The sequence below is a fragment of the Micromonospora sp. NPDC048868 genome, assembly GCF_043198195.1.
GTDB lineage: Bacteria > Actinomycetota > Actinomycetes > Mycobacteriales > Micromonosporaceae > Micromonospora > Micromonospora reichwaldensis.
In genome coordinates, this window is record NZ_JBICUN010000013.1 from 25067 (window position 1) to 46714 (window position 21648).

Here is a 21648-nt window from a genome sequence, read left to right on the forward strand (position 1 = left end):
GACCGCAGGAGGTGATCGCTGTGCGAGATAGCGATCCTCCCAGTCGTGGCCGGGCCGAACGTCAGCCCCGCTGAGCCACGACTCAGCAGGTGAGCTGACCCAGCTCCGCTCCCCGCCCCGCCCGGTCACCGGCCCCGCGCCGGTCGGCCGCGCCGCGCCGGGAGCCGCCCGGTCACGACTTCGTGTGCGCGTCCCGACCCACCCCTCTGCGGTCCGCCCCCGCACGCGCGGACCGTCCAGTCGCCGCCCGGAGCCGTCCATGAGCCGCTACGTCGCCCCGCTGGGCTTCACCCTCGCCGCCGTCTGGGTGGCCGTCGTCTTCGTCCTCGCCGGCGGCGCCGCGCACTGACACCGGCGACGGGCACCGACCGCCGGGACGCGGCGGCCGCCGGACCCGCGTGTCAGAGCATCCGCGAGGACCACAGCAGGTTGAGGGCCCCCGCGCAGAGTGCCAGCAGCAGGGCCACCCCCGCGTACCACTGGGTGACCTCGCGGGGTTCCGTGCGGAACCCGATCGAGCTGCCCATGTCCTGGTAGACCTGCTTCAGCTCGCTCACCGACGCCGCCTCGTAGAAGTAGCCCTCGGTGGCCTCGGCCAGGTCGGCCAGGGCCAGCCGGTCCACCGGCACCCGTTGCAGCTGGCCGCCGATGTCCACCTGCCCGGAGTCGGTGCCGAAGGCGATGGTGGAGACCGGCACGTTCGCCGCCTGCGCGGCGGCGGCCGCCTCCTCCACCGACCGGCCCGAGGTGCGGTACCCGTCGGAGAGCAGCACGATGCGGGCCGGCGGGATCCCCGCCGCGCCGTCGGCCGGCACCGACCGGATCGCCTCCAGGCAGGTGAAGACCGCCTCGCCCGTCGCCGTCGCCTCGGCCAGCACCAGCCCGTCGATCGCGCTGGTCACCGCGTCCCGGTCCTTGCCCGGTGGCACCAGCACGTTCGCCGACTTGGCGAACGAGACCAGCCCCAGGTTGTAGCTCTCCGGCAGCTCGCCGACGAACTGCTTGGCCGCCTCCTGGGCCGCCTCCAGCCGGTTCGGCGCCACGTCGTCGGCCTGCATGGACAGCGACACGTCGATGGCGAGCATCACGGTGGCCCGCTCCAGCGGCTCCCGGGTGTCGACCGACGGCCGGGCCAGCGCGGTCGCCAGCACCAGCAGGCAGAGCAGGAACGCCGTCGCCGGCACGTGGCGGCGCCAGCCCAGCCCCTTCGGCGCCAGGGTGCGCAGCAGGTCCACGTTGGTGAACCGCATCGCGTACGCCCGGCGGTGTAGCTGCCGCCAGACGTAGAGCGCGGCGAGGGCGAGCACCGGCAGCACGGCCAGCAGCCACCACGGTTGCAGAAAGCGGATCATCGTGTCGTCCCCCTGGTGCGCGCGTGCCGCTGCGCGGCAACGAAACGCACCATGTCGAGCAGCCAGTCTCGGTCCGTACGCAGTCGCAGGTGGGCCGCGCCGGCGCCGCGCAGCGCCGCGGAGATCTCCGCCCGCTGGGCGGCCGCCGCCTCGGCGTAGCGGTGGCGCAGCCGCGGGTCGGCGGTCTGCACCTCGTGCAGCTCGCCGGTCTCCGGGTCGACCACCGGCAGCACCCCGACGTCGGGCAGCTCCAGCTCCCGGGGATCGACCACCTCGATCGCCACCACGTCGTGCCGGACGCGCAGCTTACGCAGCGGCCGGGACCACCGCTGCGGCGGGGCGAGGAAGTCGGAGATGACCACCGCCACGCCCCGGCGCCGGGGCGGCCGGTTGAGCATGTCGACAAGCGTGCCCAGGTCACTGCGACCGGGGCGGATCTCCGTGCCGGCGATGGCCCGCAGCAGGGCGTGGGCCTCCTTGCGGCCGGAGCGCGCGGGCAGCCGGGTGTAGACGTCCGGGCCGGCGACCGGCGGCGCGGCGCGCCACCGGCGGGCCGGCGCGCTCGTGCCGCCGCCGCTGCCGATCACCGCGCCGATCCGGTTGCCACCCCGGACGGTCAGGTGGGCCAGCGCCGCCGCGGCGGCCACCACGACGTCGCGCTTGAGCCACCGGCCGGTGCCGAAGTCCAGGCTCGCCGAGAGGTCCACCGCCAGCCACGTCTCCAGCTCCCGGTCGGCCACCGTACGCCGGACGTGCGGCATCGTCGTGCGGGCGGTGACCGGCCAGTCCATCCGGCGTACGTCGTCGCCGGGGCGGTACTCCCGGGACTCCCCCGCCTCGCTGCCCGGCCCGGGCAGCAGGCCGGCGTAGTCGCCCTGGAGCAGGCCGTCGAGCTTGCGGGTGACCATCAGTTGCAGCCGCGACAGGACGGCCTCGGTGCGGTCGGAGGGGACGTCGGCAGGCCGACGGGCGGGTGAGGTCACGGGCGCTGCCCGGGCCAACCGGCGCCGGGCGGCGCGGAGGTCGGCATGGGTGCGGGTGTGGCCTGCTGCCGGGGCGCGACCGAGGGCAGCGGGATGGTGGACATCACCCGGTGCACCACGTGGTCGGCGGGCACGTCGTCGGCGAGCGCGTCGTAGCTGAGCACGAGCCGGTGGCGCAGGATGTCCGGTGCGATGTCCTGCACGTCCTGCGGCAGGGCGTAGTCGCGGCCGCGCAGCAGCGCCAGCGCGCGGGTGGCCCGGACCAGGCCGAGCGAGGCGCGCGGGCTGGCGCCGTACTGGATGAGCTGGGCGACGTCCGGCATCCCGTGCTCCGCCGGGGCGCGGGTGGCCAGCACCAGCCGGACCGCGTAGTCGACCAGGGCGTTGTGCACGAAGACCTGGTCCGCCTTGCGTTGCAGGGCGATCAGGTCGGGGGTGGTGAAGACCGGCGCCGGCTGCGGCGGGGCGACCCCCATCCGGTAGACGATCTCCCGCTCCTCGGCGTCGGTCGGGTAGCCGACGACGATCTTCATGAGGAAGCGGTCCCGCTGGGCCTCGGGCAGCGGATAGACCCCCTCCTGCTCGATCGGGTTCTGCGTCGCCATCACCAGGAACGGGTCGGGCACCCGGTGGCTCTCGCCGCCGATGGAGACCTGGCGCTCGCTCATCACCTCCAGCAAGGCCGACTGCACCTTGGCCGGCGCCCGGTTGATCTCGTCGGCGAGCAGGAAGTTGACGAACACCGGACCCAGCTCGACGTCGAACTTCTCGCTCGACTGGCGGTAGATGCGGGTGCCCATGATGTCGGCGGGCACCAGGTCGGGGGTGAACTGCACCCGGGCGAAGGAGCCGCCGACCACCCTCGCGAGGGTCTCCACCGCGAGGGTCTTCGCCACCCCCGGCACGCCCTCCAGCAGGCAGTGGCCCCGCGCGAGCAGCGCGACGAACATCCGCTCCACCATCCGGTCCTGCCCGACGATCACCCGTTTGATCTCGAACAGCGCCCGCTCGAGCAGGGTCGCGTCCTCGGCCGGCGTGGTCACCGGCTCGGGTGTCTCCGGGCCCGTCCCGTTCGGCGTCGGGGCGTCGGGCGTGGTCGGCTGGGCCACCGGTCCTCCACAGCATGATCGGTTGTCGCGCGGCGTGGTGCGTATCAAGACTCGCATGCCCGGCTGAGTGCCGAGGTGGGGAGAAGCCGATTCTCGCCGCCGCGTCCCCGATGCCGGGTCGCGGGCCCGCCACGCCGTCGGGCGGTACGAAATCGCCGCTCACGGGTGGACAGGGACGGGCCCCGCGCGTGTACCATTCACCCGTCGCCGGGCGGCTCCCCCCGTGGCCGCCCGGCGCTCAAACTTCCGGTGCCGCCACCGCCCCTAGACTGGCCGGGATGAGCAGCCCCCTTCCCGCCGACGAGCCGCTGGTCTGCTCGTCCCGCGGCTGTCGTGCCCCCGCCCACTGGGCGCTGAGGTGGAACAATCCCCGGCTGCACGACACCGACCGGCGCAAGACCTGGCTCGCGTGCACCGCGCACCGCGCCACCCTCGGCGACTTCCTCGACGCCCGTGGCTTCCTCCGGGAGGTCGTACCGGCGCCCGGATCGCCTACGCTCGAAGGGTGAGCGCGCACAACGGATGCCCCCGGTGAGCAGTGACGGGTCCGCCGGCCCGCCGCCGGCGCCACCCCTACCGCCGGCGGGCCCCCTGGAGCCGTGGCCGGACACCGTCCGCTGGCAGCCGATCTCGTCCGACCTGATCTGGGTGGAGCTGATCCGCCTGGCGCTGGTGCTGATCGTCCTCGCCCTCGGGCTGGGCGTCGGCTGGGCGTTCAGCGGCAGTGGCTTCCTCGGCGCGGCACTCGGCGTGGTACTGCTGTTCGGCGTCCTGCGGGGCGTGACGATCGTCCGCGCCGTACGGGCCTGGGGCTACGCGGAGCGGGAGGACGACCTGCTGGTCCGGCACGGGCTGCTGGTGCGGCGGCTCTCCATCGTGCCGTACTCGCGGATGCAGTTCGTCGACGTCAGCGCGGGGCCGCTGGAGCGCGCGTTCGAGCTCGCCACCGTGCAGTTGCACACGGCCGCCGCGGCGAGCGACGCCCGGGTGCCCGGGCTGCGCCCGGCGGAGGCGTCCCGGCTGCGCGACCGGCTCACCGCGCTGGGCGAGGACCGGGCGGAGGGCCTGTGAGCGACCCGGCCGCCCGGGGCACGGACCACGCCGGACCGTCCCCGGCGGAGCCGGGCGTCCCGCCGGAGCCGCCCGGACCCGATGTGCCCCCGGAGGCGGCATGGCGCGACGCCGGGTCCAGTTCCGCGCCCCCGGCGCCCGGGCCCGTGCCGCCGGGGCCGGTCTGGTCCGCCGGGGCGCCCGAGGGCGCCGAGCCGCGGCAGCGGCTGCACCCGCTCAGTCCCGCCCTGCACGGCGCCAAGTCCCTGGTCGTGGTGATCGCCGGCCTGTCGTGGTCGACGCTGTCGCGGGTCGGCTTCGGCTGGTTCGCGCTGATGGCGGTGGTGCTGGCCCTGGGCGCCACCGTGCTGGCCGTGGTGAGCTGGTACCACACCGGCTACCACGTGGTGGGCCGCGAGCTGCGGGTGCACGAGGGCCTCCTCTGGCGGCGCACCCGGGCGATCCCGCTGGAGCGGCTCCAGGCCGTCGAGGTGGTCCGCCCGCTGCTCGCCCAGCTCACCGGCCTGGCCGAGCTGCGGCTGGAGGTGGTGGGCGGGGGCAAGACGGAGGCGCCGCTGGCCTACCTGAGCGTCGCCGAGGCGAGCGCGCTGCGCCAGCGGCTGCTCGCCCTCGCCGGACGGATCGCGGTCGAGCCGAGCGCGCCGCCGGCGGGAGTGGCCGCGGGACCGGCGGGGACGCCGGCACCACCGCCCGGCCGGCCGCTGCACGCCGTGGCCAACAACGACCTGCTGGTCAGCCAGCTGCTGACCCCGCAGGCGTTCATGATCCCGTTCGGCGTCGCGTTCGTGGTGGCGCAGTTCCTCTCCGAGGACTCCTGGTCGTTCGTCGCGGTGGCGAGCACCCTCACCGCCATGGCCGGCGTGCTGCTGCAACCGGTGCGGCGGGTGCTCGACGACTGGAACTTCCGGCTCGCCCGGGACGAGGGCACGCTGCGGATCCGCAACGGCCTGCTGGAGACCCGCGCGCAGACCGTGCCGCTCGACCGGGTGCAGGCCGTCGGGGTGACCTGGCCGCTGCTGTGGCGGGTCAAGGGCTGGCTGCGGCTGCGCCTGGAGGTGGCCGGCTACTCCGCCGGCGAGGCCGACGAGCGCAACCGGCCGGACCGGCTGCTCCCCGTCGGTGACCTGGCGACCGGCGAGGCGATCGTGACCGAGGTGCTGCCCGGGGTGCGGCTGGCCGCGCTGCCGTTGAGCCCGCCGCCGACGCGGGCCCGCTGGCTCAACCCGCTGAGCCGGGGCGTGCTCGGCGCCGGGCTCGACGACCGGGTCTTCGCCGTCCGCTCCGGCCTGCTCACCCGGCAGTTGGCGCTCGTGCCGTACGCCCGGATCCAGAGCGTGCGGGTCGTGCAGGGGCCGGCGCAGCGGCGGCTGCGGCTGGCGACGGTGCACGCCGACACCGCCGGCGGCGCCGGCGCGGCCGCCCGCGACCGGGACCTCGCCGAGGCGTGGGCCCTGGCGGCGGAGCTGACGGCCCGCTCGCGCGCGGCCCGCCGGGCGGGCTGACCCCGCCCGGGGCGGTCAGTGGGCCGCCGTCACCGGCGGCGGCTCGGCGGCGGCCGGCGGATCGGCCGGCGCGGCGTCGGACTCCGTCGCCGGGGCCCGGCGGGCCTTGCGGGCCGCCCACCAGCGCTCGGCCAGGCCGACCGCGAGGAAGGTCATCCCGACGTACGCCCAGCCGACCAGCACGTCGATGACGTAGTGCTCGCCCGAGTAGACCAGGGTGAACGTCATCGCCAGCGGGTACGCCAGCAGCAGCGGCCACCAGCGGCGGCGGGTCTGCCGCAGGAAGAACAGCACCACGAAGAGCGCGAACGCGGTGTGCAGCGACGGCATCGCGGCCACCGGGTTGGAGGCGATCTGCCCGGCGTTGAGCAGGTTGCCGGCGCCGTGCATGCCGAACGCCTTCCAGCCGCGCGTGGAGATCCGGGCGACCTCCTCCAGCAGCCCGTTCTGCGCCGCCCACCAGGGCGGGGCGGCCGGGTAGAGGAAGTAGGTGACCAGGCCGGTGGCGCACAGGAAGCCCCAGCGGCGCATGAAGGCCGCCCACCGCCCCCGGTCCCGCAGCCAGAGCACCGCCGCAGCGGCCAGCGCCACCACGAAGTGGGAGAAGTAGACCCAGCTGACGGCGACGTCCCACCAGTGCACCTCGGGCCGGTAGAGGTGCTCCTGGAGCCAGGTCGTCGGCACCTGCCCGCCCGTCGCCCAGCCGAACATCACCCGGTCGGCGACGATCAGCTCGTACGCGTGCGGGGTGGCGCCGTTGTCGGCGAAGCCCCGGGACAGGTTGTAGACGGCGAGCAGCAGCACCACCGGCACCCAGTCTCGCGCGAAGCGCAGGTGGCTGCGCCACGGCCGGCTGCTGTTCCAGGCGATCGTCCCCGCCCAGATCCACAGGAACGCGTACGCCGGGTCGGTCGGCAGGCCGATGCCGAGCCAGCCGGCGACGAAGGCGATCCCCCAGAGTGTCATCGCGACCACGCGACGACGCCCGCCGTCGGGTGCGGCGGGGGGCTCGGTCCGGGCGGGGGGCTGGGGGTCGGTCGCGACAGACATCGCGGTCAAGGTTAGCGGCGCGGGCGGCATCGACCCACGCCGACCACCCGGCCGCGCCGTCCTCCCGGGCGCGGCGGAACCGGCGGCCGGGTACGCCGGTTCCGCGTCGCCCAGGGGCGGTGTGCGCCGGTGGGGGCGACCGACGCGCACGCCCCGCCGCCCGCCGCCGCCTCGTCTAGGCTTTGGCCATGCAGGAGCAGCCGGAGCCCGCGCTGACCCCGGGCCTCACCGCCCGGGTGGAGTTGACCGTCGCCGACACCGACACCGCCCAGGCGGTCGGCTCCGGAGACGTGCCCGTCCTGGGCACGCCCCGGGTGCTCGCCCTCGCCGAGGCCGCCACGGTGGCGGCCACCGCCGCCCGGATGCCCGGCGGGTCGACCACCGTCGGCACCCGGGTCGAGCTCGACCACCGGGCGGCCACCCCGGTAGGGCGCACGGTGGTGGCGCAGGCCCGGCTGACCGCGGTCGAGGGGCGGCGGTTGTACTTCGAGGTCAGCGTCAGCGACGGCGACGAGACGGTCGCCGAGGGCCGGGTGGAGCGGGTGCTGGTCGACCGGCAGCGCTTCGTGGAACGCGCCGCGCGGTCGTCGTGACCGCCCGCTTCGCGCGGGTCGCCGACGGGGTGCACGTGCTGCGCGAGCCGCTGCTGCACGTCAACGTCACGCTCGTCGTCGGCGACGGGGCCGCCCTGCTGGTCGACACGCTCTCCACCGCCGGGCAGGCCGCCGAGCTGGCCGCCGCCGCCCGGGCGGTCACCCCCCATCCGTGGACGCTTGTCAACACCCACCACCACTTCGACCACTGCTTCGGCAACGCCACCCTCGCCGCCGACCCGCCCCGCCCGGTGTACGCCCACGAGCTGGCCGCCGAGGCGATGCGCGAGCCGGACCGGCTGCGCCGGGAGGCGTACGCGGAACTGCGCGACACGCACCCCGCGCTTGCCGCCGAGGTGGCCGGCACGGAGCTGCTGGCGCCGACGCACACCGTGCACGGCGAGACCGTGCTCGACGTGGGCGGCCGGCGGGTGGTGCTGCGCCACCCCGGTCGCGGGCACACCGCCGGTGACCTGGTGGTGCACGTGCCCGACGTCGACGTGCTGGTCGCCGGGGACCTGGTGGAGCAGAGCGGCCCGCCGGCCTTCGAGGAGTCGTACCCGTTGCAGTGGCCCGACACGGTGGCCGAGCTGCTGCGGACGACCACCCCGGCCACGGTGGTCGTGCCGGGGCACGGCGAGCCGGTCGACGCGGCGTTCGTGCGCGCGCAGCACGCCCAGCTCGTCGAGCTGGCCTGGCTCATCCGCGCCGGTCACACCGGCGGCGCCCCGCCGGAGCGCGTCGCCGCCGAGGCGCCCTTCGGCGCCCGTCCCGCCCTGCACGCCGCCCGCCGCGGCTACGCCGAACTCGACGGCACCGCCTGACGGCGACCGCCTTGCGTCACCTGCGGCTGCTCTCCGTGGTCACGGCTGGCCGGCACCCGAGAGCCTGGCGCCGGCCCCCGACTGGTCCGTCCGGGCCCTGCGGGCCCGGCCGCCGGCCTAGCGGGTGAAGCGGGCGTCAACCTGCGCGCGGGTGGGCATGGCGGTCGCGCCGCCGGGTGACTCGCAGACCAGGCCGGCGACCCGCAGCGCGAACGCCACCCGCTCGTGCCAGCCCGTCGGATCGGTGGGCTCGCCGCCGGCCAGCAACTCCGCGACGAGCGCGCCCATCACCGAGTCGCCCGCGCCGGTGGCGTCCACCGCGGCGACCTTCGGCGCGGGTACGCGTACCGGATCGGCGCCGGCGGCGGCGACCACCGCGCCGGCGGCCCCGAGGGTGACCACCACGGTGCCCGCGCCGAGTTCCCGCAGGTAGGCCGCCACGCCCTCCTCGGGTTCGCCCGGGTAGAGCAGCTTCGCGTCGGCGGCGCTGAGCTTGACCAGGTGGGCGCCGGCGGCGAACTCGGCCACCACCTCGCGCAGCCCGGCCAGCGCGGTCGGCCCGTCGAGCAGCCGGGGACGGACGTTGGGGTCGAAGACCCGCAGCCCGGACGCCAGCCCCCAGGCCCGGCGCGCGGCGGCCAGCGCCGGCGGCTGGAGCAGCACGATCGACCCGCAGTAGAGGACGTCGGCTCCCGCCACCAGGTCGGCGTCGAGGTCGTCGGGGCCGAGCAGGCCGTAGGAGGGCGGCTCGCCGTAGAACCGGAAGTCGGGCTCCGGGCCGGCGAAGGTGGCCACCGCCAGCGCGGTCGGGGCGGCAACGGTGACCGCACCGGCCAGGCCGACGCCCGCGCCGGTCAGGAAGTCGCGGATCCGCCCGGCCAGGACGTCGTCGCCGAGCGACCCGACGAACTGCACCGCGCCGCCGAGCTGGGCGACGGCGACCGCCACGTTCAGCGGCCCACCGCCGACGGCCTGCCGGTAGACCGGCTCGCCGTCGCGCTCGGTGTCGAGCAGGTCGACCAGTGCCTCGCCGAGCACCACCGCGTATCCCATTGCGGTCCTCCGTCCACGCCGCGTGCCGAGCGATCTTGTCGTACCAGGCTGGCACAGTACGCGCCATGACGAGCGCTGAAGCCACGGTATCGGCCTACTGGGCAACCTTGGAGGCGAGGGACTGGGCGGCCTTCGGCCGGCTGCTCGCCGACGACGTGGTCTACCACCTGCCGCAGACCCGCGAACGGGTCGTGGGCCGGGAGTCGTTCCTGCGCCTCAACCAGGAGTACCCCGGCGACTGGCACCTCACGGTGACCCGGGCGGTGGCCTCGGGTCGGCACGCCGCCGCCTGGATCACCTGTGTCCTCGCGGGCGAGGAGGTTCCCGCCGCGAGCTTCCTCGATCTCGACGAAGCCGGTCTCGTCCGCGAGGTCACCGAGTTCTGGCCGGAGCCCTACGAGCCGCCGCCCGGCCGGGAACACCTCGTCGAGCGCTACTGACACATCGAGCAACGGCTATTGCGCCTCGTCACCGTCCCGTGGTGGGATGGCGCTTGCCGGGCGGTGCGGGGGCTGCCGCGCCGCCGGCGCCGGGTTCACAACCACGCGAGGGCACCGGCCCGCGAGTCGGGCCGCCGACGGCGCACGTACGCCGGCCATCCGCGCCGGGGCACGTCCGCCGCGACCGTCTTGCCCGCGTCGCAGCGGGGCGGCCGGTGCTGCCACCCCGCGCGTTGCCCGTGGGACTCCCCCGTCCCACGAGTGAGGAGAACCCCCGTGTCCCACCGATCGCGTATGGCCGCGTTGCTCACCGCGGCCGCGACCCTTCTCGCCGGCGCCGTCGTCCTGACGGCGGGGCCCGACCCCGCCGCCGCGCACGGCACCCCGATGGCCCCCGGCAGCCGCACCTTCCTCTGTTGGAAGGACGGCCTCTCGTCCACCGGCGAGATCAAGCCGAACAACCCGGCGTGCTCCGCCGCCGTGGCGCAGAGCGGGGCCAACTCGCTCTACAACTGGTTCAGCGTGCTGCGCTCCGACGCCGCAGGCCGGACCGTCGGCTTCATCCCGGACGGCAAGCTGTGCAGCGGCGGCAACCCGGGCTTCGCCGGCTACGACCTGGCCCGCACCGACTGGCCGCTGACCCACCTGACGGCCGGGGCCCGGATGGAGTTCCGCTACAGCAACTGGGCCCACCACCCGGGCACGTTCTACTTCTACGTCACGAAGGACAGCTGGAGCCCGGGCCGGCCGCTGGCCTGGAGCGACCTGGAGGAGCCGTTCCTGACGGTGACCAACCCGCCGCAGCGCGGATCGAGCGGCACCAACGACGGGCACTACTACTTCAGCGGCAACCTGCCCACCAACAAGAGCGGCCGGCACCTCATCTACTCGCGCTGGGTGCGCTCCGACAGCCAGGAGAACTTCTTCGGCTGCTCGGACGTCACCTTCGACGGCGGCAACGGCGCGGTCACCGGCGTCGGCCCGGGCGGCACGCCGCCGCCCAACCCGACCACTCCCCCGCCCAACCCGACGACCCCGCCGCCCAACCCGACCACGCCGCCGCCGAACCCGACCACGCCCCCGCCGCACGGCGGGGACTGCATGCCGATCTTCAAGGTGGTCGGCACCTGGAACGGCGGCTTCCAGGGCGAGGTCACGATCATGAACCACAGCTCGTCGACCTGGTCGGGCTGGACGGCCAACTGGACGTGGCCCAGCGGGCAGACCATCAACAGCCTCTGGAGCGGCACGCTGAGCGGATCCGGCTCGTCGGTCACCGTGACCAACGCGCCCTACAACGGCACGATAGCCCCGGAGGGCACCACGACCTTCGGCTTCGTCGCCACCACCAACGGCACCAACACCCTGCCCACGGTCACCTGCTCCGGCCGCTGAGACCCCGACCCGGCCCCGAGGTTCGGCCCCTGAAGTGATCAAGAGGTTTGCGTCCCCGGGAACGAGTCCGGGGACGCAAACCTCTTGATCGACGGCGCGGCCGCCGGCCAGGCGCGTGTGGCCGACGGCCAGGGCGCGGGGCGCGGGTTGCAGTGGCCGGGTCAGCGGACCATCGAGCCGACCACGGGCTTGGTGAGCAGGGCGGACTGGTTGCGCTGGATGCCCGGGTCGAGGGTCTTGGCGACGAAGATGGCGTGCCAGATGCAGAAAATGAGCACCGTCCACACCTTGCGGGAGTGGTCGGCCTCCTCCCGCTTGTGCTCCTCCAGCAGCCGCATCGCGTACGACAGGTCGAGCAGGTCACCGGCGCCCGAGGTGGACAGCACGTGCCGGGCCCACTCGTACATCTCGCCGCGCAGCCAGACCCGGGTGGGGGTCGGGAAGCCGAGCTTCTTGCGGTTGACGATGGCCGGCGGCACCACGCCCTGCAGCGCCTGGCGCATCGCGTACTTGGTGGCGTCGGAGCGGGGCGGGAGCTTGAGGTCCACCGGGATCCTGGACGCCACGTCGAAGACCGCCCGGTCCAGGAAGGGGACCCGCACCTCCAGCGAGTGCGCCATCGAGATCCGGTCGGCCTTGACCAGGATGTCGCCGCGCAGCCAGGTGTAGAGGTCGACGTACTGCATCTTGGTGACGTCGTCGAGCTCGGTGCACTCGGCGTAGATGGGCGCGGTGACGTCGGTGTAGCGGACCGAGGGGTCGTAGCGGCGCAGCAGGTGCTGCTTCTCCTCCTCGGTGAACATCCGGGCGTTGCCGTAGTAGCGCTGCTCGATCGGGGTGGTGCCGCGCTCCAGGAAGCTCTTGCCCTTCACGCCCTGCGGGATGGCCTTGGAGACCGCCCGCAGCCCCTTCTGCACCCCGTCGGGCAGCCCGTTGACCGAGCTCAACGACAGCGGCTCGCGGTAGATGGTGTAGCCGCCGAAGAACTCGTCGGCGCCCTCGCCGGAGAGCACCACGGTGACGTGCTCGGCGGCCTTCTTCGCCACGAAGTAGAGGGGCACCAGGGCCGGGTCGGCCACCGGGTCGTCCAGGTGCCAGACGATCTTCGGCAGCGCCTCGATCATGTCGTACGGCCCGATCTTGGTCGGGATGGTCGTCACGTCGAGGTGGCGGGCCGAGTCCTGGGCGACGTCGATCTCCGAGTAGCCCGGGACGTCGTAGCCGACGGTGAAGGTCAGGATGTTCGGGTTGAACTCCCGGGCCAGGGCGACCACCGCGGTCGAGTCGATGCCGCTGGAGAGGAACGAGCCGACCGGCACGTCGGAGCGCATGTGCATCCGGACGCTCTCCCGCAGCGTCTCCCGGATCTCGTGGTAGAGCCGCTGCTCGTCGTCGACAGGGGTGGGCCGGAACACCGGCCGGTACCACCGGCGCACGTCGATCCGCCCGCCCGGGGTCCAGGTCAGGTATTCACCCGAGCCGATCCGGCTGATGCCCTTGTGCAGGGTGCCGGGCTCGGGCACGTACTGCAGGGTCAGGTAGTGGCTCAGGTTGGCCGTGTCGATGCCGGCGTCGCCCTGGTAGTTGGAGTGCGCGAAGGGCAGCAGCGCCTTCTTCTCCGAGGCCAGGTAGAGGCCGTCGGCGGTCTCCAGGTAGTGCAGCGGCTTGATCCCGAAGTAGTCCCGGCCGCCGAACGCGCGGCGCTCCTGCCGGTCCCAGATGACGAAGGCGAACATGCCGCGCAGCCGGGTGAGCACCTGCTCGCCCCAGTAGTGGTAGCCGGCGACGATCACCTCTCCGTCACCGGCGGTGGCGAACTGCGCGCCGAAGCTGCGGATCAGCTCCTCGCGCAGCTCGATGTAGTTGTAGATCTCGCCGTTGAAGGTGAGCAGGTAGCGCCCGTTCGCGTAGGACAGGGGCTCTTGGCTGGAGGCCACGTCGATGATCGCCAGCCGCTTGTGCGCGAACACGCCGTCCGCGTACCGGCCGGAGGCGTCGCCGACCACCTCGACACCGGTCTCGTCCGGTCCGCGGTGGTGCAGGCATTCCAACGCCCCGGCGATGTTGTCGCGGTGGGCGGCGGCGTCGCCGCGCGCGCTGAAGAAGGCCAGGAGTCCGCACATGGTCGCCATCTTTCCACGCGGCCCGAGCGGGCGTCGCGGCACCGCTGGGCTCCACGCCGCGAGGCTGCCCGGCCCGCGCGTTCCGCGCGCTCCGGATCGCCCACCGCCCGGCTCGCCGGCCGCCGCCCGTCCCGGCGCGATCCGGCTGCCGCGCCGCGCGGTACCGTCTGACCTGCGACGATGGGGATGCGGAGGGGGCGGAGCATGACCGAGGGACGCACCGACAGCAGGCCGGCGGACGGCACCGGGTCGCACGACCCGGACTTCCCCGAGGCGTTCCTGGCGTTCATGCGGCAGGGCTGGCGGGACACCACCCTGCCGGTCGGCCCGCGGCCCGAGGTGCCCCACCACGCCAAGCGCCGGGCCGCGCTCTCGGCGGCCTTCCCGGGCGAGACCCTGGTGATCCCCACCGGCGGCGAGAAGGTACGTGCCAACGACACCGACCACCCCTTCCGGCCGGGCAGCGACTTCGTCTACCTCACCGGTGACCACGACCCGGACGGGGTGCTCGTGCTGCGGCCGAACGGGTCGGGCCACGACGCCACCCTCTACATGCGGCCCCGGTCGTCGCGGCTGACCGACGAGTTCTTCCGCAGCCGGCACGGCGAGCTGTGGGTGGGCCGGCGGCACACCCTGGCCGAGAAGTCGGCCGAGCTGGGCCTGCCCACGGCGGACCTGACCGAGCTGGACGCGACGCTGGCCGACCTGGCGCCGGGGCGTACCCGGGTGCTGCGCGGCTTCGACCCACGGGTGGACACGGCCGTGCGCCCGTACGACGGCCACCGCGCCGAGGGCCAGCCGGCCCGCGACCGGGAGCTGGCGATCGCCATCTCGGAGCTGAAGCTGGTCAAGGACGAGTGGGAGATCGCCCAGCTCCAGGACGCGGTCGACGCCACCGTCCGGGGGTTCGAGGACGTGGCCCGGGCGCTGCCGGCGGACCGGGGCGTGTCGGAGCGGCTGCTGGAGGGGATCTTCGCGCTGCGCGCCCGGTACGACGGCAACGACGTCGGCTACGGCTCGATCGTCGGCGCGGGCGAGCACGCCACGATCCTGCACTGGGTGCACAACCACGGCGCCACCCGGCCGGGCGAGCTGCTGCTGATGGACATGGGCGTGGAGAACCGCAACCTCTACACCGCCGACGTCACGCGGGTGCTGCCGGTCGACGGCCGGTTCAGCCCGCTCCAGCGCCAGGTCTACGACGCCGTGCACGCCGCGCAGCAGGCCGGCATCGACGCCATCCGCCCCGGGGTGGCGTTCCGGGAGGTCCACCTGGCGTCGATGCGGGTGCTCGCCCAGGCGCTGTCCGACCTGGGTCTGCTGCCGGTGGGCGTCGACGAGGCCATGGACGAACGGTCGACGGTCTACCGGCGCTGGACGCTGCACGGCACCAGCCACATGCTCGGCATCGACGTGCACGACTGCGCGAACGCCCGCAAGGAGAAGTACCGGGACGGCACGCTGGGCGAGGGCTACGTGCTCACCGTCGAGCCCGGGCTCTACTTCCAGCCGGAGGACGAGCTGGTTCCCGAGGAGCTGCGCGGGATCGGCATCCGGATCGAGGACGACATCCTGGTCACCGCGACCGGCGCGGTGAACCTCTCCGCCGGGCTGCCGCGCGCCGCCGGCGAGGTGGAGACCTGGCTGGCCGAGCAGCGCGAGGCGGGTCCGCGACTGCCGGACTGACCGCACCCCGCATCCTCGCCGCAGCCCGGCGCGACCCCCGTCGCGGCCGGGCTGTTCGCCGTCCGGCCACCGGCGGCGGCGATGTCGCCGCACGGCACTGCCGGCGGGATCCGTCCGCATAACGCCCCGAAAGCGCAGGACTTTCACTTTCATCCTCATCGCGAAGACAGCTCACTTATGTTGACACCGAACCTGTCTAACCGATTCAGGGCTGCTTACGCCTCCTGCGGCGGTACGTGCCCGTTGGATACGAAAGATGTGGGTGAGAGCACATGTCAACCAATCAGTCCGAAGCAACCGGGGCAGGGGGCCCGACGGGGCGTCGCCGCAAGCGGCGCGTCCTGTGGGTCGCCACCGGAGTGGCCGGCCTGACCGGCGCGGTCGGCCTGGCTGCCAGCGGGGTGGTCACGCTGCCGGGCGCATCCGCGACGGGCGGCCTCGGGAACGTGGCCGGCCGGCAGCTCACCGGGGCGGCCGCGCAGGCTGAGGCACCGCTGGGCCCGGACGACCGGGTCGACGCTGCGGCCGCCGGCATGAATCCCGGCGGACAGGACCCCGGAGCGGCCGGCAAGGGACCGGCCGAGAAGGGACGCAACGACAAGGAGCAGGACGTCACGGACGTGCCCTGCGACACCGACAGACTGATCGTCGAACTCAACCGGGTGAACGCCGGTCACGGTGGGACGCTCAAGCTCGCGCGTGACTGCACGTACCTGCTGACGCTGAGCCGGGAGGGGAACGGCCTGCCAGAGATCGTCCGACCGGTCACGATCGAGGGCGAGAACGCCACAGTCCTGCGCGCCACGAACGCCGCCGCCTTCCGGATCTTCAACGTGGGGGTCGGCGGCGACCTGACCCTGCACGACCTCACGGTCAAGGGCGGGTTCGCCCAGCCCGGGCTGGGCGGCGGTGGCCTCCTGGTGCAGGCCGGCGGCAGGGCGACCATCTTCGACAGCCGCATCACCGGAAACCAGAGCAGCAGCGCCGGCGGTGGTGTCACGAACTTCGGCGTCACCCGGATCCTGTCCACGCGTGCCACCGGCCCGGACGGCAAGGGCGAGGAGCACACCGACGGAGAGAAGAACGCGGCCGGCACGGGGCACCACGACACCACCCCGGGCGACCTCAGCGGCACCGACGGGACCGCCCCGTCGGCCGACGGGCGCACCGCCCCGAGCACCGGCGCCGAAGCCCCCGCCGGGCCCACGGATCCCGCGGGCACGGACACGAAGGCCCCCGCCGGCCTGGACACCGACGGCACCGACACGAAGGCCCCTGCCGGCCTGGACACCGACGGCACCGACACGAAGGCCCCCGGCGGCACCGACACGAAGGCCCCCGGCGGCACCGACACCAAAGCTCCCGGCGGCCTCAACCCCGACGGCACCGACACCAAAGCCCCGGCCGGCCTGGACGCCGACGGCAAGGCGGTCGTCGGGGACGGGACCACGGCGGGGGCCGCTGGCGGCGCCTCGGCCGCCCGGGACGCGGGCGGTCCCGGCCGGGACAACGAGAAGGACGACAGGGGCGACGACCGCGAGGAGGGCAGGCACGGCAGCGAGGTCACCGACAACACCGCCGTGGGCAGCGGCGGCGGGATCCGCAACGTCGGTCAGCTCTTCCTCGAGGGCGTCCGGGTGAGCCACAACCAGAGCGGCGACACCGGCGGCGGACTGGAGAACGTCGCCTCCGCCGTCGTCACCGACACCACGATCTCGCACAACATCGCCGAGGGCTCGGGCGGCGGCATCCAGAGCGGCGGCAACCCCAACGTCGCCACGACCGTCAAGCGCAGCCACGTGTTCGGCAACCAGAGCGGTGCGAGCGGCGGCGGTATCCGCAACGCGGGGACGATGTACGTGCAGCACAGCACCGTCCGTGGCAACACCGCCGACGGCGACGGCGGCGGCATCGCCAACCTCGCCGCGGTCTTCGGCGGACTGTCGATCTCGAACAGCAAGGTCAACGAGAACGTGACCCGGGGCAACGGCGGCGGTGTCGCCAACGACAGCGGCCAGGTGGTGATCTTCCACAGCGAGGTCGACCGGAACCGGGTCGCCGTGGACCTGCAGGTCGCGGGCGGGGTCTACAACCAGGGCGGAAGGATCTCCGTGATCAGGTCACGGATCACCGAGAACTCGTCGCTCCTCGCGCCGGGAGGCGTCTCCTCGGACAACGACGGAGTCACCGTCGACGACGAGACGGTGATCATCCGGAACAAGCCCACGAACTGCGAGGGCAGCCCGACCCCGGTTCCGAACTGCTTCGGCTGATCGGGCGGACAGTCGGCGCTGCGCAGCGCGTTCCGGCGCCGCCCGGGAAGGGTCGTCACGACGGCCTGCCCCGGGCCGCGCCGGAACTTCGCGTACGACCTTGTCCTGGTGGTGGCCGGGCCGCACCGGAACTTCACGCGCGGGCGCCCTCCTGGTGGCGCCGGTCGCCGGCCAGCAGGCGGGGGCGCCTTCACTGGGGCAATTCGTCGAGCCGGCGAGCGCCGGTCAGCTGTCCCTGCGGGTGTTTGTGCTGCCCAGGTGGTGCCCCTGCCCGGTAGCGGCCCGCTGCGGAGCGACAGCCGACGTGAGGCGAATGTGTGGATTACTCGGATAACGCACCATCGCGAGAATCGTTCTCATACGGTGGTCTACAGAGGCTGCAACCCATTTGTGGCTTATCGCGCCGTCTTGTGTGGTGCGGTCCCCGTGAGAGCAGGAAAGGGCGGAAGGCTCTGATGTCCGATGACGTAACGAGACCTGACGGTGGCCCGCCCGTGGGCACACCGATGCGAGGGCGGCGCAAACTCTGGCTGGCTGCCGGGGTGGCCGGACTGACCGGCGTCGTCGGCCTGGCGGCGCTGGGCGGCCTGGCCGCCCGCGACGACAAGTCCGGCGACTCCGAGCGGCTCTCCGACGCCCAGGCGTCGGCCCCGAAGCAGAACGTCAGCGACGCCGGCAGGACCGACGAGGACGCTGGCAAGGCCGACGACGAGGCCGGCGGCAACCCCGCCGCCGAGGGCGGGAACGCCTGGTCGGGTGGTGACTGGAGCGGCGACAAGGACCGCGGGCACGACGGTCGGGTGACGGAGGTGCCCTGCGACACCGACAAGCTGATCCAGGCGATCATCCACGCCAACCGGACCGACGGCGCGACGCTGAAGCTCGCCAGGCACTGCACGTACGAGCTGACGCGCAGCGAGTACGGCAACGGCCTGCCCGTGATCAAGGAGTCGATCGTCCTCAAGGGCGAGGGCACCGCGATCGTCAGGGCGGCCGAGGCCGAGCGCTTCCGGATCCTGAACGTCGGTAGTGGCGGTCACCTGACGCTGAAGGACGTGACCGTCAAGGGCGGGCAGACCGTCGCCGCGAAGACCGTCCCGGCACCGGTCAGCTCGTTCGGGCGCGCGAAGCCGACGGAGGTTGCGGCGGCCGCGGCGGAACCGGCCCGTGGACCGGCGATGACGGCACCCAAGGGCCCGGCCACCGCCGCCGCCGAACTGCCGGCCGCTCCGACGGCCCGGCCGGACGGCACCGCGACGGCCGCGCCCGCCGGCGCCGACGGGGCGGGCATCCTGGTCCAGCGGGGCGGTCGCGCCGACCTGGAGCACAGCAGGATCGTGCAGAACCACGCCGGCTGGAACGGCGGCGGCATCGCCAACTTCGGCACCACCAACCTGCGCCACACCTCGGTCGAGGAGAACAGCGCCAGCGGCTTCGGCGGCGGCATCTTCAACGTCGGGGTGCTGCGGGTCGAGGAGTCCAAGGTGTCGAAGAACAGCGCCCGGCTGGGCGGCGGCGGCATCGCCAACGGCACGACCCCGAACGGCACGACGGTGGGCGGCGGCACCGTCTGGGTGTGGAAGAGCACCATCAGCCACAACCGGACCTCGTCCATCGGCGGTGGCGTCTTCGACAACAGGGGCGACATCGTGCTCACGCAGAGCGAGATCACGGACAACACCGCCGGCACGGACGCGGGCGGGCTGGTCACCTTCAGCGACGGCAGGCTGTCCCTGGAGAAGGTCGTGGTCGCCAGGAACTACGCGGACGGAGAGGCCGGCGGCGTCGGCGTCGGCGGAGGCAGCAACGCCGTGATCGAGCACAGCGTGATCAAGGAGAACGTCGCCGCAGGTGGGGGCGGCGGGGGTCTGTACAACGACGAGGGCACCGTCACCCTGCGCGACAGCGAGGTGCTGGGCAACCAGGCGGTCGGCGAGTACGGGGTGGGCGGCGGCATCCTGAACGACTTCGGCCGGACGAAGTTGATCAGCACGAAGGTGGTCCACAACGTCGCCACCGCGCCGCCGGGTGGCATCTTCACCAACAACGACGGCGTCCTGATCGACCGGAAGTCCGCCGTGAAGGACAACCGGCCGACGAACTGCAAGGGCAGCACGGTCATCCCCGACCGCTGCTTCGCCTGAACACCCGAGAGCGACACCACATAGAGAGAGGGCTCCTCCACGAGCCGCCCCGGCGGCCGGAGGAGCCCTCTCGCTCCCGGCCCTCGTGGCCGTTCTTCCGCCGAACGGGCTGTTCCGCGCCGAGAGCACCCGTTTTCCTGCGGACTCCCCTACCGACGTCGCTGCGGTGGATGGGCCGGCGCGGACCGTCCGCACCGGCCAGAGGGCACCCCGGACCTAATGCGGGGTTCTTTCGCATATGCCCGCGAGACGAGGAAGATTCTCATATTGTCTAGTTCGGGAGCTACAACCGATTTGTAGCAGGGGACGCTCGCCTGTGGCGCTGCGACCCTGTCTGGTACGAGGAGAGGGCAGAGAGCTCCGATGTCCAACTACCTAACGAACAACGACTCCGAGCAGCCGGCGGCGCCCAAGCGTCGCCGCAAGCTCTGGCTCGCCAGTGGTGTGGCCGGGTTGACCGGCGTGGTCAGCCTCGCCGCCGTGGGCGTGGCCACCGGCGCCGGCGCGGTAGGTGCGGACGGCCTGAAGTGGGCCACCGCTCAGGTCAGCATGGACGGCGACCAGGACGCGGACCGCGAGAAGGAGGGCCGCGAGGGCGAGGAGGGCCGCGAAGGCGGAGAAGGTCGGGACCGGGACCACAAGGACCGGGACCACAAGGAGCGCGGGAAGGAGGTGCCCTGCGACTCCGACAAGCTGATCCAGGCGATCGTGTACGCCAACGCCAACCACGGCGGCGTGTTCGAGCTGGCCAAGGACTGCACGTACACCTTGACCCGGCACGACCACTACGGCAACGGCCTGCCGGTGATCGAGCAGCCCATCACGCTCAAGGGCCACGACACCAAGATCGTGCGGGACGCCACCGCCGAGCAGTTCCGCATCTTCAACGTCGGCAGCGGCGGCCACCTCACCCTCAAGGGCCTGACCATCAAGAACGGCCAGACCCTCGAGCGGGAGAAGGCGGAGACGGTCTCGGCGGAGACGGTGTGGTCGCGGTACTCGAACTCGGTCGAGGCCACCGAGGCGGCCAAGGCCGGCAAGCCGTACCTGCCGCTGCTCCAGGCCGAGCCGAAGGGTGCCGCGGCGGCGAAGGCCGCGGCGGCCAAGGCTGGCGCCAGCGTGCTGGAGGAGCCGGAGGCCAACGACGGCGCCGGCATCCTGGTGCAGCCGGGCGGCTCCGCCGACATCGAGAAGAGCCACATCGTCGAGAACCAGGCCGGCGGCAGCGGCGGCGGCATCGCCAACTTCGGCAAGACCAGCCTGCGTCACACCACGGTCGCCAACAACACCGCCTTCTTCTTCGGCGGCGGCATCCTGAACGCCGGGGTGCTCAAGGTCGAGGAGTCCCACGTCAAGTACAACAAGGCCGGGATCGGCGGCGGCGGCATCGCCAACGGCGCCCCGGGCATCTTCCGCGACGACGTCGACGGCGGGACCGTCTGGATCGACAAGACCGACATCAGCAACAACCACACGATCGGTTTCGGCGGTGGCCTGCTCGACATCGAGGGCAACACCACCATCAAGTACTCCAGGATCCTCGACAACACCGCGCTGATCGCGGGCGGCGGCATCGCCGCAGCGGACGACAGCCAGCTGCACCTGCACAAGGTGACGATCGCCAAGAACACCACCGCCGGTGTCGGCGGCGGCCTGGCCCTGGCCTTCGGCGCCCACGTCACGGCGGAGAAGACCGAGGTCAAGGAGAACTTCGCGGCCTTCTTCGGCGGCGGCGTGTTCAACCTCGCCAGCGAGGTCACGTTCCGCGACAGCGAGATCGTCGGGAACCAGGCCGTCGGGCCGATCGGCATCGGCGGCGGCATCTTCAACGTCTTCGGCCGGGTCAACCTGCACGACACGAAGGTGGCGGACAACGTCTCCAGGTTCCGGCCGGGCGGGGTGTTCAACTTCGGCGGCGAGGTGAACGTGGACGACAAGTCCGCGATCAAGGGCAACAAGCCGACGAACTGCCTGGGCAGCCCCTCCCCCGTGGAGAACTGCTTCGGCTGATCGCCCTCGGCTGACGGGGCGGCCCTCCGGCCGCTCGGGA

At 73.3% G+C, this 21648-nt stretch carries 17 protein-coding genes; 11 read left to right on the top strand and 6 right to left on the bottom strand.

The window, feature by feature from the left end; all coding sequences use genetic code 11:
- Positions 1-401 precede the first annotated feature (401 nt).
- From ACGFNF_RS20490 to ACGFNF_RS20500, 3 genes are read right to left on the bottom strand one after another with little or no spacing between them, the layout of a single operon-like run.
- Positions 402-1352, bottom strand: a complete 951-nt coding sequence (locus ACGFNF_RS20490) for a VWA domain-containing protein (protein WP_132238736.1) — start codon at positions 1350-1352, stop codon at positions 402-404.
- Positions 1349-2353, bottom strand: coding sequence for a DUF58 domain-containing protein (locus ACGFNF_RS20495; RefSeq protein WP_357579734.1), 1005 nt, complete (start codon positions 2351-2353; stop codon positions 1349-1351). Before ACGFNF_RS20495 ends, ACGFNF_RS20490 begins: the two co-directional genes overlap by 4 nt.
- Positions 2332-3444: a MoxR family ATPase gene (locus ACGFNF_RS20500; RefSeq protein ID WP_132238733.1), complete on the bottom strand. Its 1113-nt coding sequence runs from the start codon at positions 3442-3444 to the stop codon at positions 2332-2334. The genes ACGFNF_RS20495 and ACGFNF_RS20500 overlap by 22 nt, the downstream gene beginning before the upstream one ends.
- Before the next feature lie 278 nt (positions 3445-3722).
- On the opposite strand from ACGFNF_RS20500, the gene ACGFNF_RS20505 reads away from it, so the two are divergent.
- From ACGFNF_RS20505 to ACGFNF_RS20515, 3 genes are read left to right on the top strand one after another with little or no spacing between them, the layout of a single operon-like run.
- Positions 3723-3953, top strand: coding sequence for a hypothetical protein (locus ACGFNF_RS20505; RefSeq protein ID WP_357579735.1), 231 nt, complete (start codon positions 3723-3725; stop codon positions 3951-3953).
- A 13-nt stretch (positions 3954-3966) separates the two neighbouring features.
- Positions 3967-4515, top strand: coding sequence for a PH domain-containing protein (locus ACGFNF_RS20510; RefSeq protein WP_393169855.1), 549 nt, complete (start codon positions 3967-3969; stop codon positions 4513-4515).
- Positions 4512-6017, top strand: a complete 1506-nt coding sequence (locus ACGFNF_RS20515) for a PH domain-containing protein (RefSeq protein ID WP_393169857.1) — start codon at positions 4512-4514, stop codon at positions 6015-6017. Before ACGFNF_RS20510 ends, ACGFNF_RS20515 begins: the two co-directional genes overlap by 4 nt.
- 15 nt (positions 6018-6032) lie before the next feature.
- Here the strand turns inward: ACGFNF_RS20515 and ACGFNF_RS20520 are convergent, their stop codons facing one another.
- Positions 6033-7067 (bottom strand): phosphatase PAP2 family protein, encoded by a 1035-nt coding sequence (locus ACGFNF_RS20520; protein ID WP_393169859.1) that lies wholly within the window; start codon positions 7065-7067, stop codon positions 6033-6035.
- Between the two features lie 188 nt (positions 7068-7255).
- Here ACGFNF_RS20520 and ACGFNF_RS20525 point away from each other — a divergent pair, with 188 nt between their 5' ends.
- A complete protein-coding gene (locus ACGFNF_RS20525) occupies positions 7256-7660 on the top strand; it encodes a thioesterase family protein (RefSeq protein ID WP_151457646.1) in 405 nt (134 codons plus the stop codon).
- Complete coding sequence (locus tag ACGFNF_RS20530) at positions 7657-8484, top strand: MBL fold metallo-hydrolase (protein WP_393169861.1); 828 nt, start codon at positions 7657-7659, stop codon at positions 8482-8484. Before ACGFNF_RS20525 ends, ACGFNF_RS20530 begins: the two co-directional genes overlap by 4 nt.
- 117 nt (positions 8485-8601) lie before the next feature.
- Here the strand turns inward: ACGFNF_RS20530 and ACGFNF_RS20535 are convergent, their stop codons facing one another.
- Positions 8602-9537 carry a PfkB family carbohydrate kinase gene (locus ACGFNF_RS20535; RefSeq protein WP_393169863.1) on the bottom strand — a complete coding sequence of 312 codons (936 nt, stop codon included), beginning with the start codon at positions 9535-9537 and terminating at the stop codon, positions 8602-8604.
- A gap of 65 nt (positions 9538-9602) precedes the next feature.
- Here ACGFNF_RS20535 and ACGFNF_RS20540 point away from each other — a divergent pair, with 65 nt between their 5' ends.
- Both ACGFNF_RS20540 and ACGFNF_RS20545 read left to right on the top strand, forming a co-directional pair.
- Entirely contained in the window at positions 9603-9977 is a 375-nt protein-coding gene (locus tag ACGFNF_RS20540) for a nuclear transport factor 2 family protein (RefSeq protein ID WP_357579740.1), read from the top strand.
- Positions 9978-10253: 276 nt separating this feature from the next.
- Entirely contained in the window at positions 10254-11372 is a 1119-nt protein-coding gene (locus ACGFNF_RS20545; RefSeq protein WP_393169865.1) for a lytic polysaccharide monooxygenase, read from the top strand.
- Positions 11373-11533: 161 nt separating this feature from the next.
- Here the strand turns inward: ACGFNF_RS20545 and asnB are convergent, their stop codons facing one another.
- Positions 11534-13495 (bottom strand): asparagine synthase (glutamine-hydrolyzing), encoded by a 1962-nt coding sequence (asnB, locus tag ACGFNF_RS20550; RefSeq protein WP_132238715.1) that lies wholly within the window; start codon positions 13493-13495, stop codon positions 11534-11536.
- A 204-nt stretch (positions 13496-13699) separates the two neighbouring features.
- Here asnB and ACGFNF_RS20555 point away from each other — a divergent pair, with 204 nt between their 5' ends.
- From ACGFNF_RS20555 to ACGFNF_RS20570, 4 genes are all read left to right on the top strand, one after another.
- Positions 13700-15181 (top strand): aminopeptidase P family protein, encoded by a 1482-nt coding sequence (locus ACGFNF_RS20555; protein WP_357579743.1) that lies wholly within the window; start codon positions 13700-13702, stop codon positions 15179-15181.
- Between the two features lie 272 nt (positions 15182-15453).
- Positions 15454-17454, top strand: a complete 2001-nt coding sequence (locus ACGFNF_RS20560) for a hypothetical protein (protein WP_357579744.1) — start codon at positions 15454-15456, stop codon at positions 17452-17454.
- Positions 17455-17909: 455 nt separating this feature from the next.
- The gene (locus ACGFNF_RS20565) at positions 17910-19598 is read left to right on the top strand and encodes a right-handed parallel beta-helix repeat-containing protein (RefSeq protein WP_357579745.1); all 1689 of its coding nucleotides are present in this window, start codon (positions 17910-17912) and stop codon (positions 19596-19598) included.
- A gap of 363 nt (positions 19599-19961) precedes the next feature.
- Positions 19962-21608, top strand: a complete 1647-nt coding sequence (locus ACGFNF_RS20570) for a hypothetical protein (protein ID WP_357579746.1) — start codon at positions 19962-19964, stop codon at positions 21606-21608.
- Positions 21609-21648: the final 40 nt, after the last annotated feature.

Excerpts from the sequence above, each read along its gene's own strand:
- ACGFNF_RS20490 (WP_132238736.1), bottom strand. The coding sequence starts at position 1,352 with ATGATCCGCTTTCTGCAACCGTGGTGGCTGCTGGCCGTGCTGCCGGTG.
- ACGFNF_RS20505 (WP_357579735.1), top strand. The coding sequence starts at position 3,723 with ATGAGCAGCCCCCTTCCCGCCGACGAGCCGCTGGTCTGCTCGTCCCGC.
- ACGFNF_RS20510 (WP_393169855.1), top strand. The coding sequence starts at position 3,967 with ATGCCCCCGGTGAGCAGTGACGGGTCCGCCGGCCCGCCGCCGGCGCCA.
- ACGFNF_RS20520 (WP_393169859.1), bottom strand. The coding sequence starts at position 7,067 with ATGTCTGTCGCGACCGACCCCCAGCCCCCCGCCCGGACCGAGCCCCCC.
- ACGFNF_RS20525 (WP_151457646.1), top strand. The coding sequence starts at position 7,256 with ATGCAGGAGCAGCCGGAGCCCGCGCTGACCCCGGGCCTCACCGCCCGG.
- ACGFNF_RS20535 (WP_393169863.1), bottom strand. The coding sequence starts at position 9,537 with ATGGGATACGCGGTGGTGCTCGGCGAGGCACTGGTCGACCTGCTCGAC.
- ACGFNF_RS20540 (WP_357579740.1), top strand. The coding sequence starts at position 9,603 with ATGACGAGCGCTGAAGCCACGGTATCGGCCTACTGGGCAACCTTGGAG.
- asnB (WP_132238715.1), bottom strand. The coding sequence starts at position 13,495 with ATGTGCGGACTCCTGGCCTTCTTCAGCGCGCGCGGCGACGCCGCCGCC.
- ACGFNF_RS20555 (WP_357579743.1), top strand. The coding sequence starts at position 13,700 with ATGACCGAGGGACGCACCGACAGCAGGCCGGCGGACGGCACCGGGTCG.
- ACGFNF_RS20560 (WP_357579744.1), top strand. The coding sequence starts at position 15,454 with ATGTCAACCAATCAGTCCGAAGCAACCGGGGCAGGGGGCCCGACGGGG.
- ACGFNF_RS20565 (WP_357579745.1), top strand. The coding sequence starts at position 17,910 with ATGTCCGATGACGTAACGAGACCTGACGGTGGCCCGCCCGTGGGCACA.
- ACGFNF_RS20570 (WP_357579746.1), top strand. The coding sequence starts at position 19,962 with ATGTCCAACTACCTAACGAACAACGACTCCGAGCAGCCGGCGGCGCCC.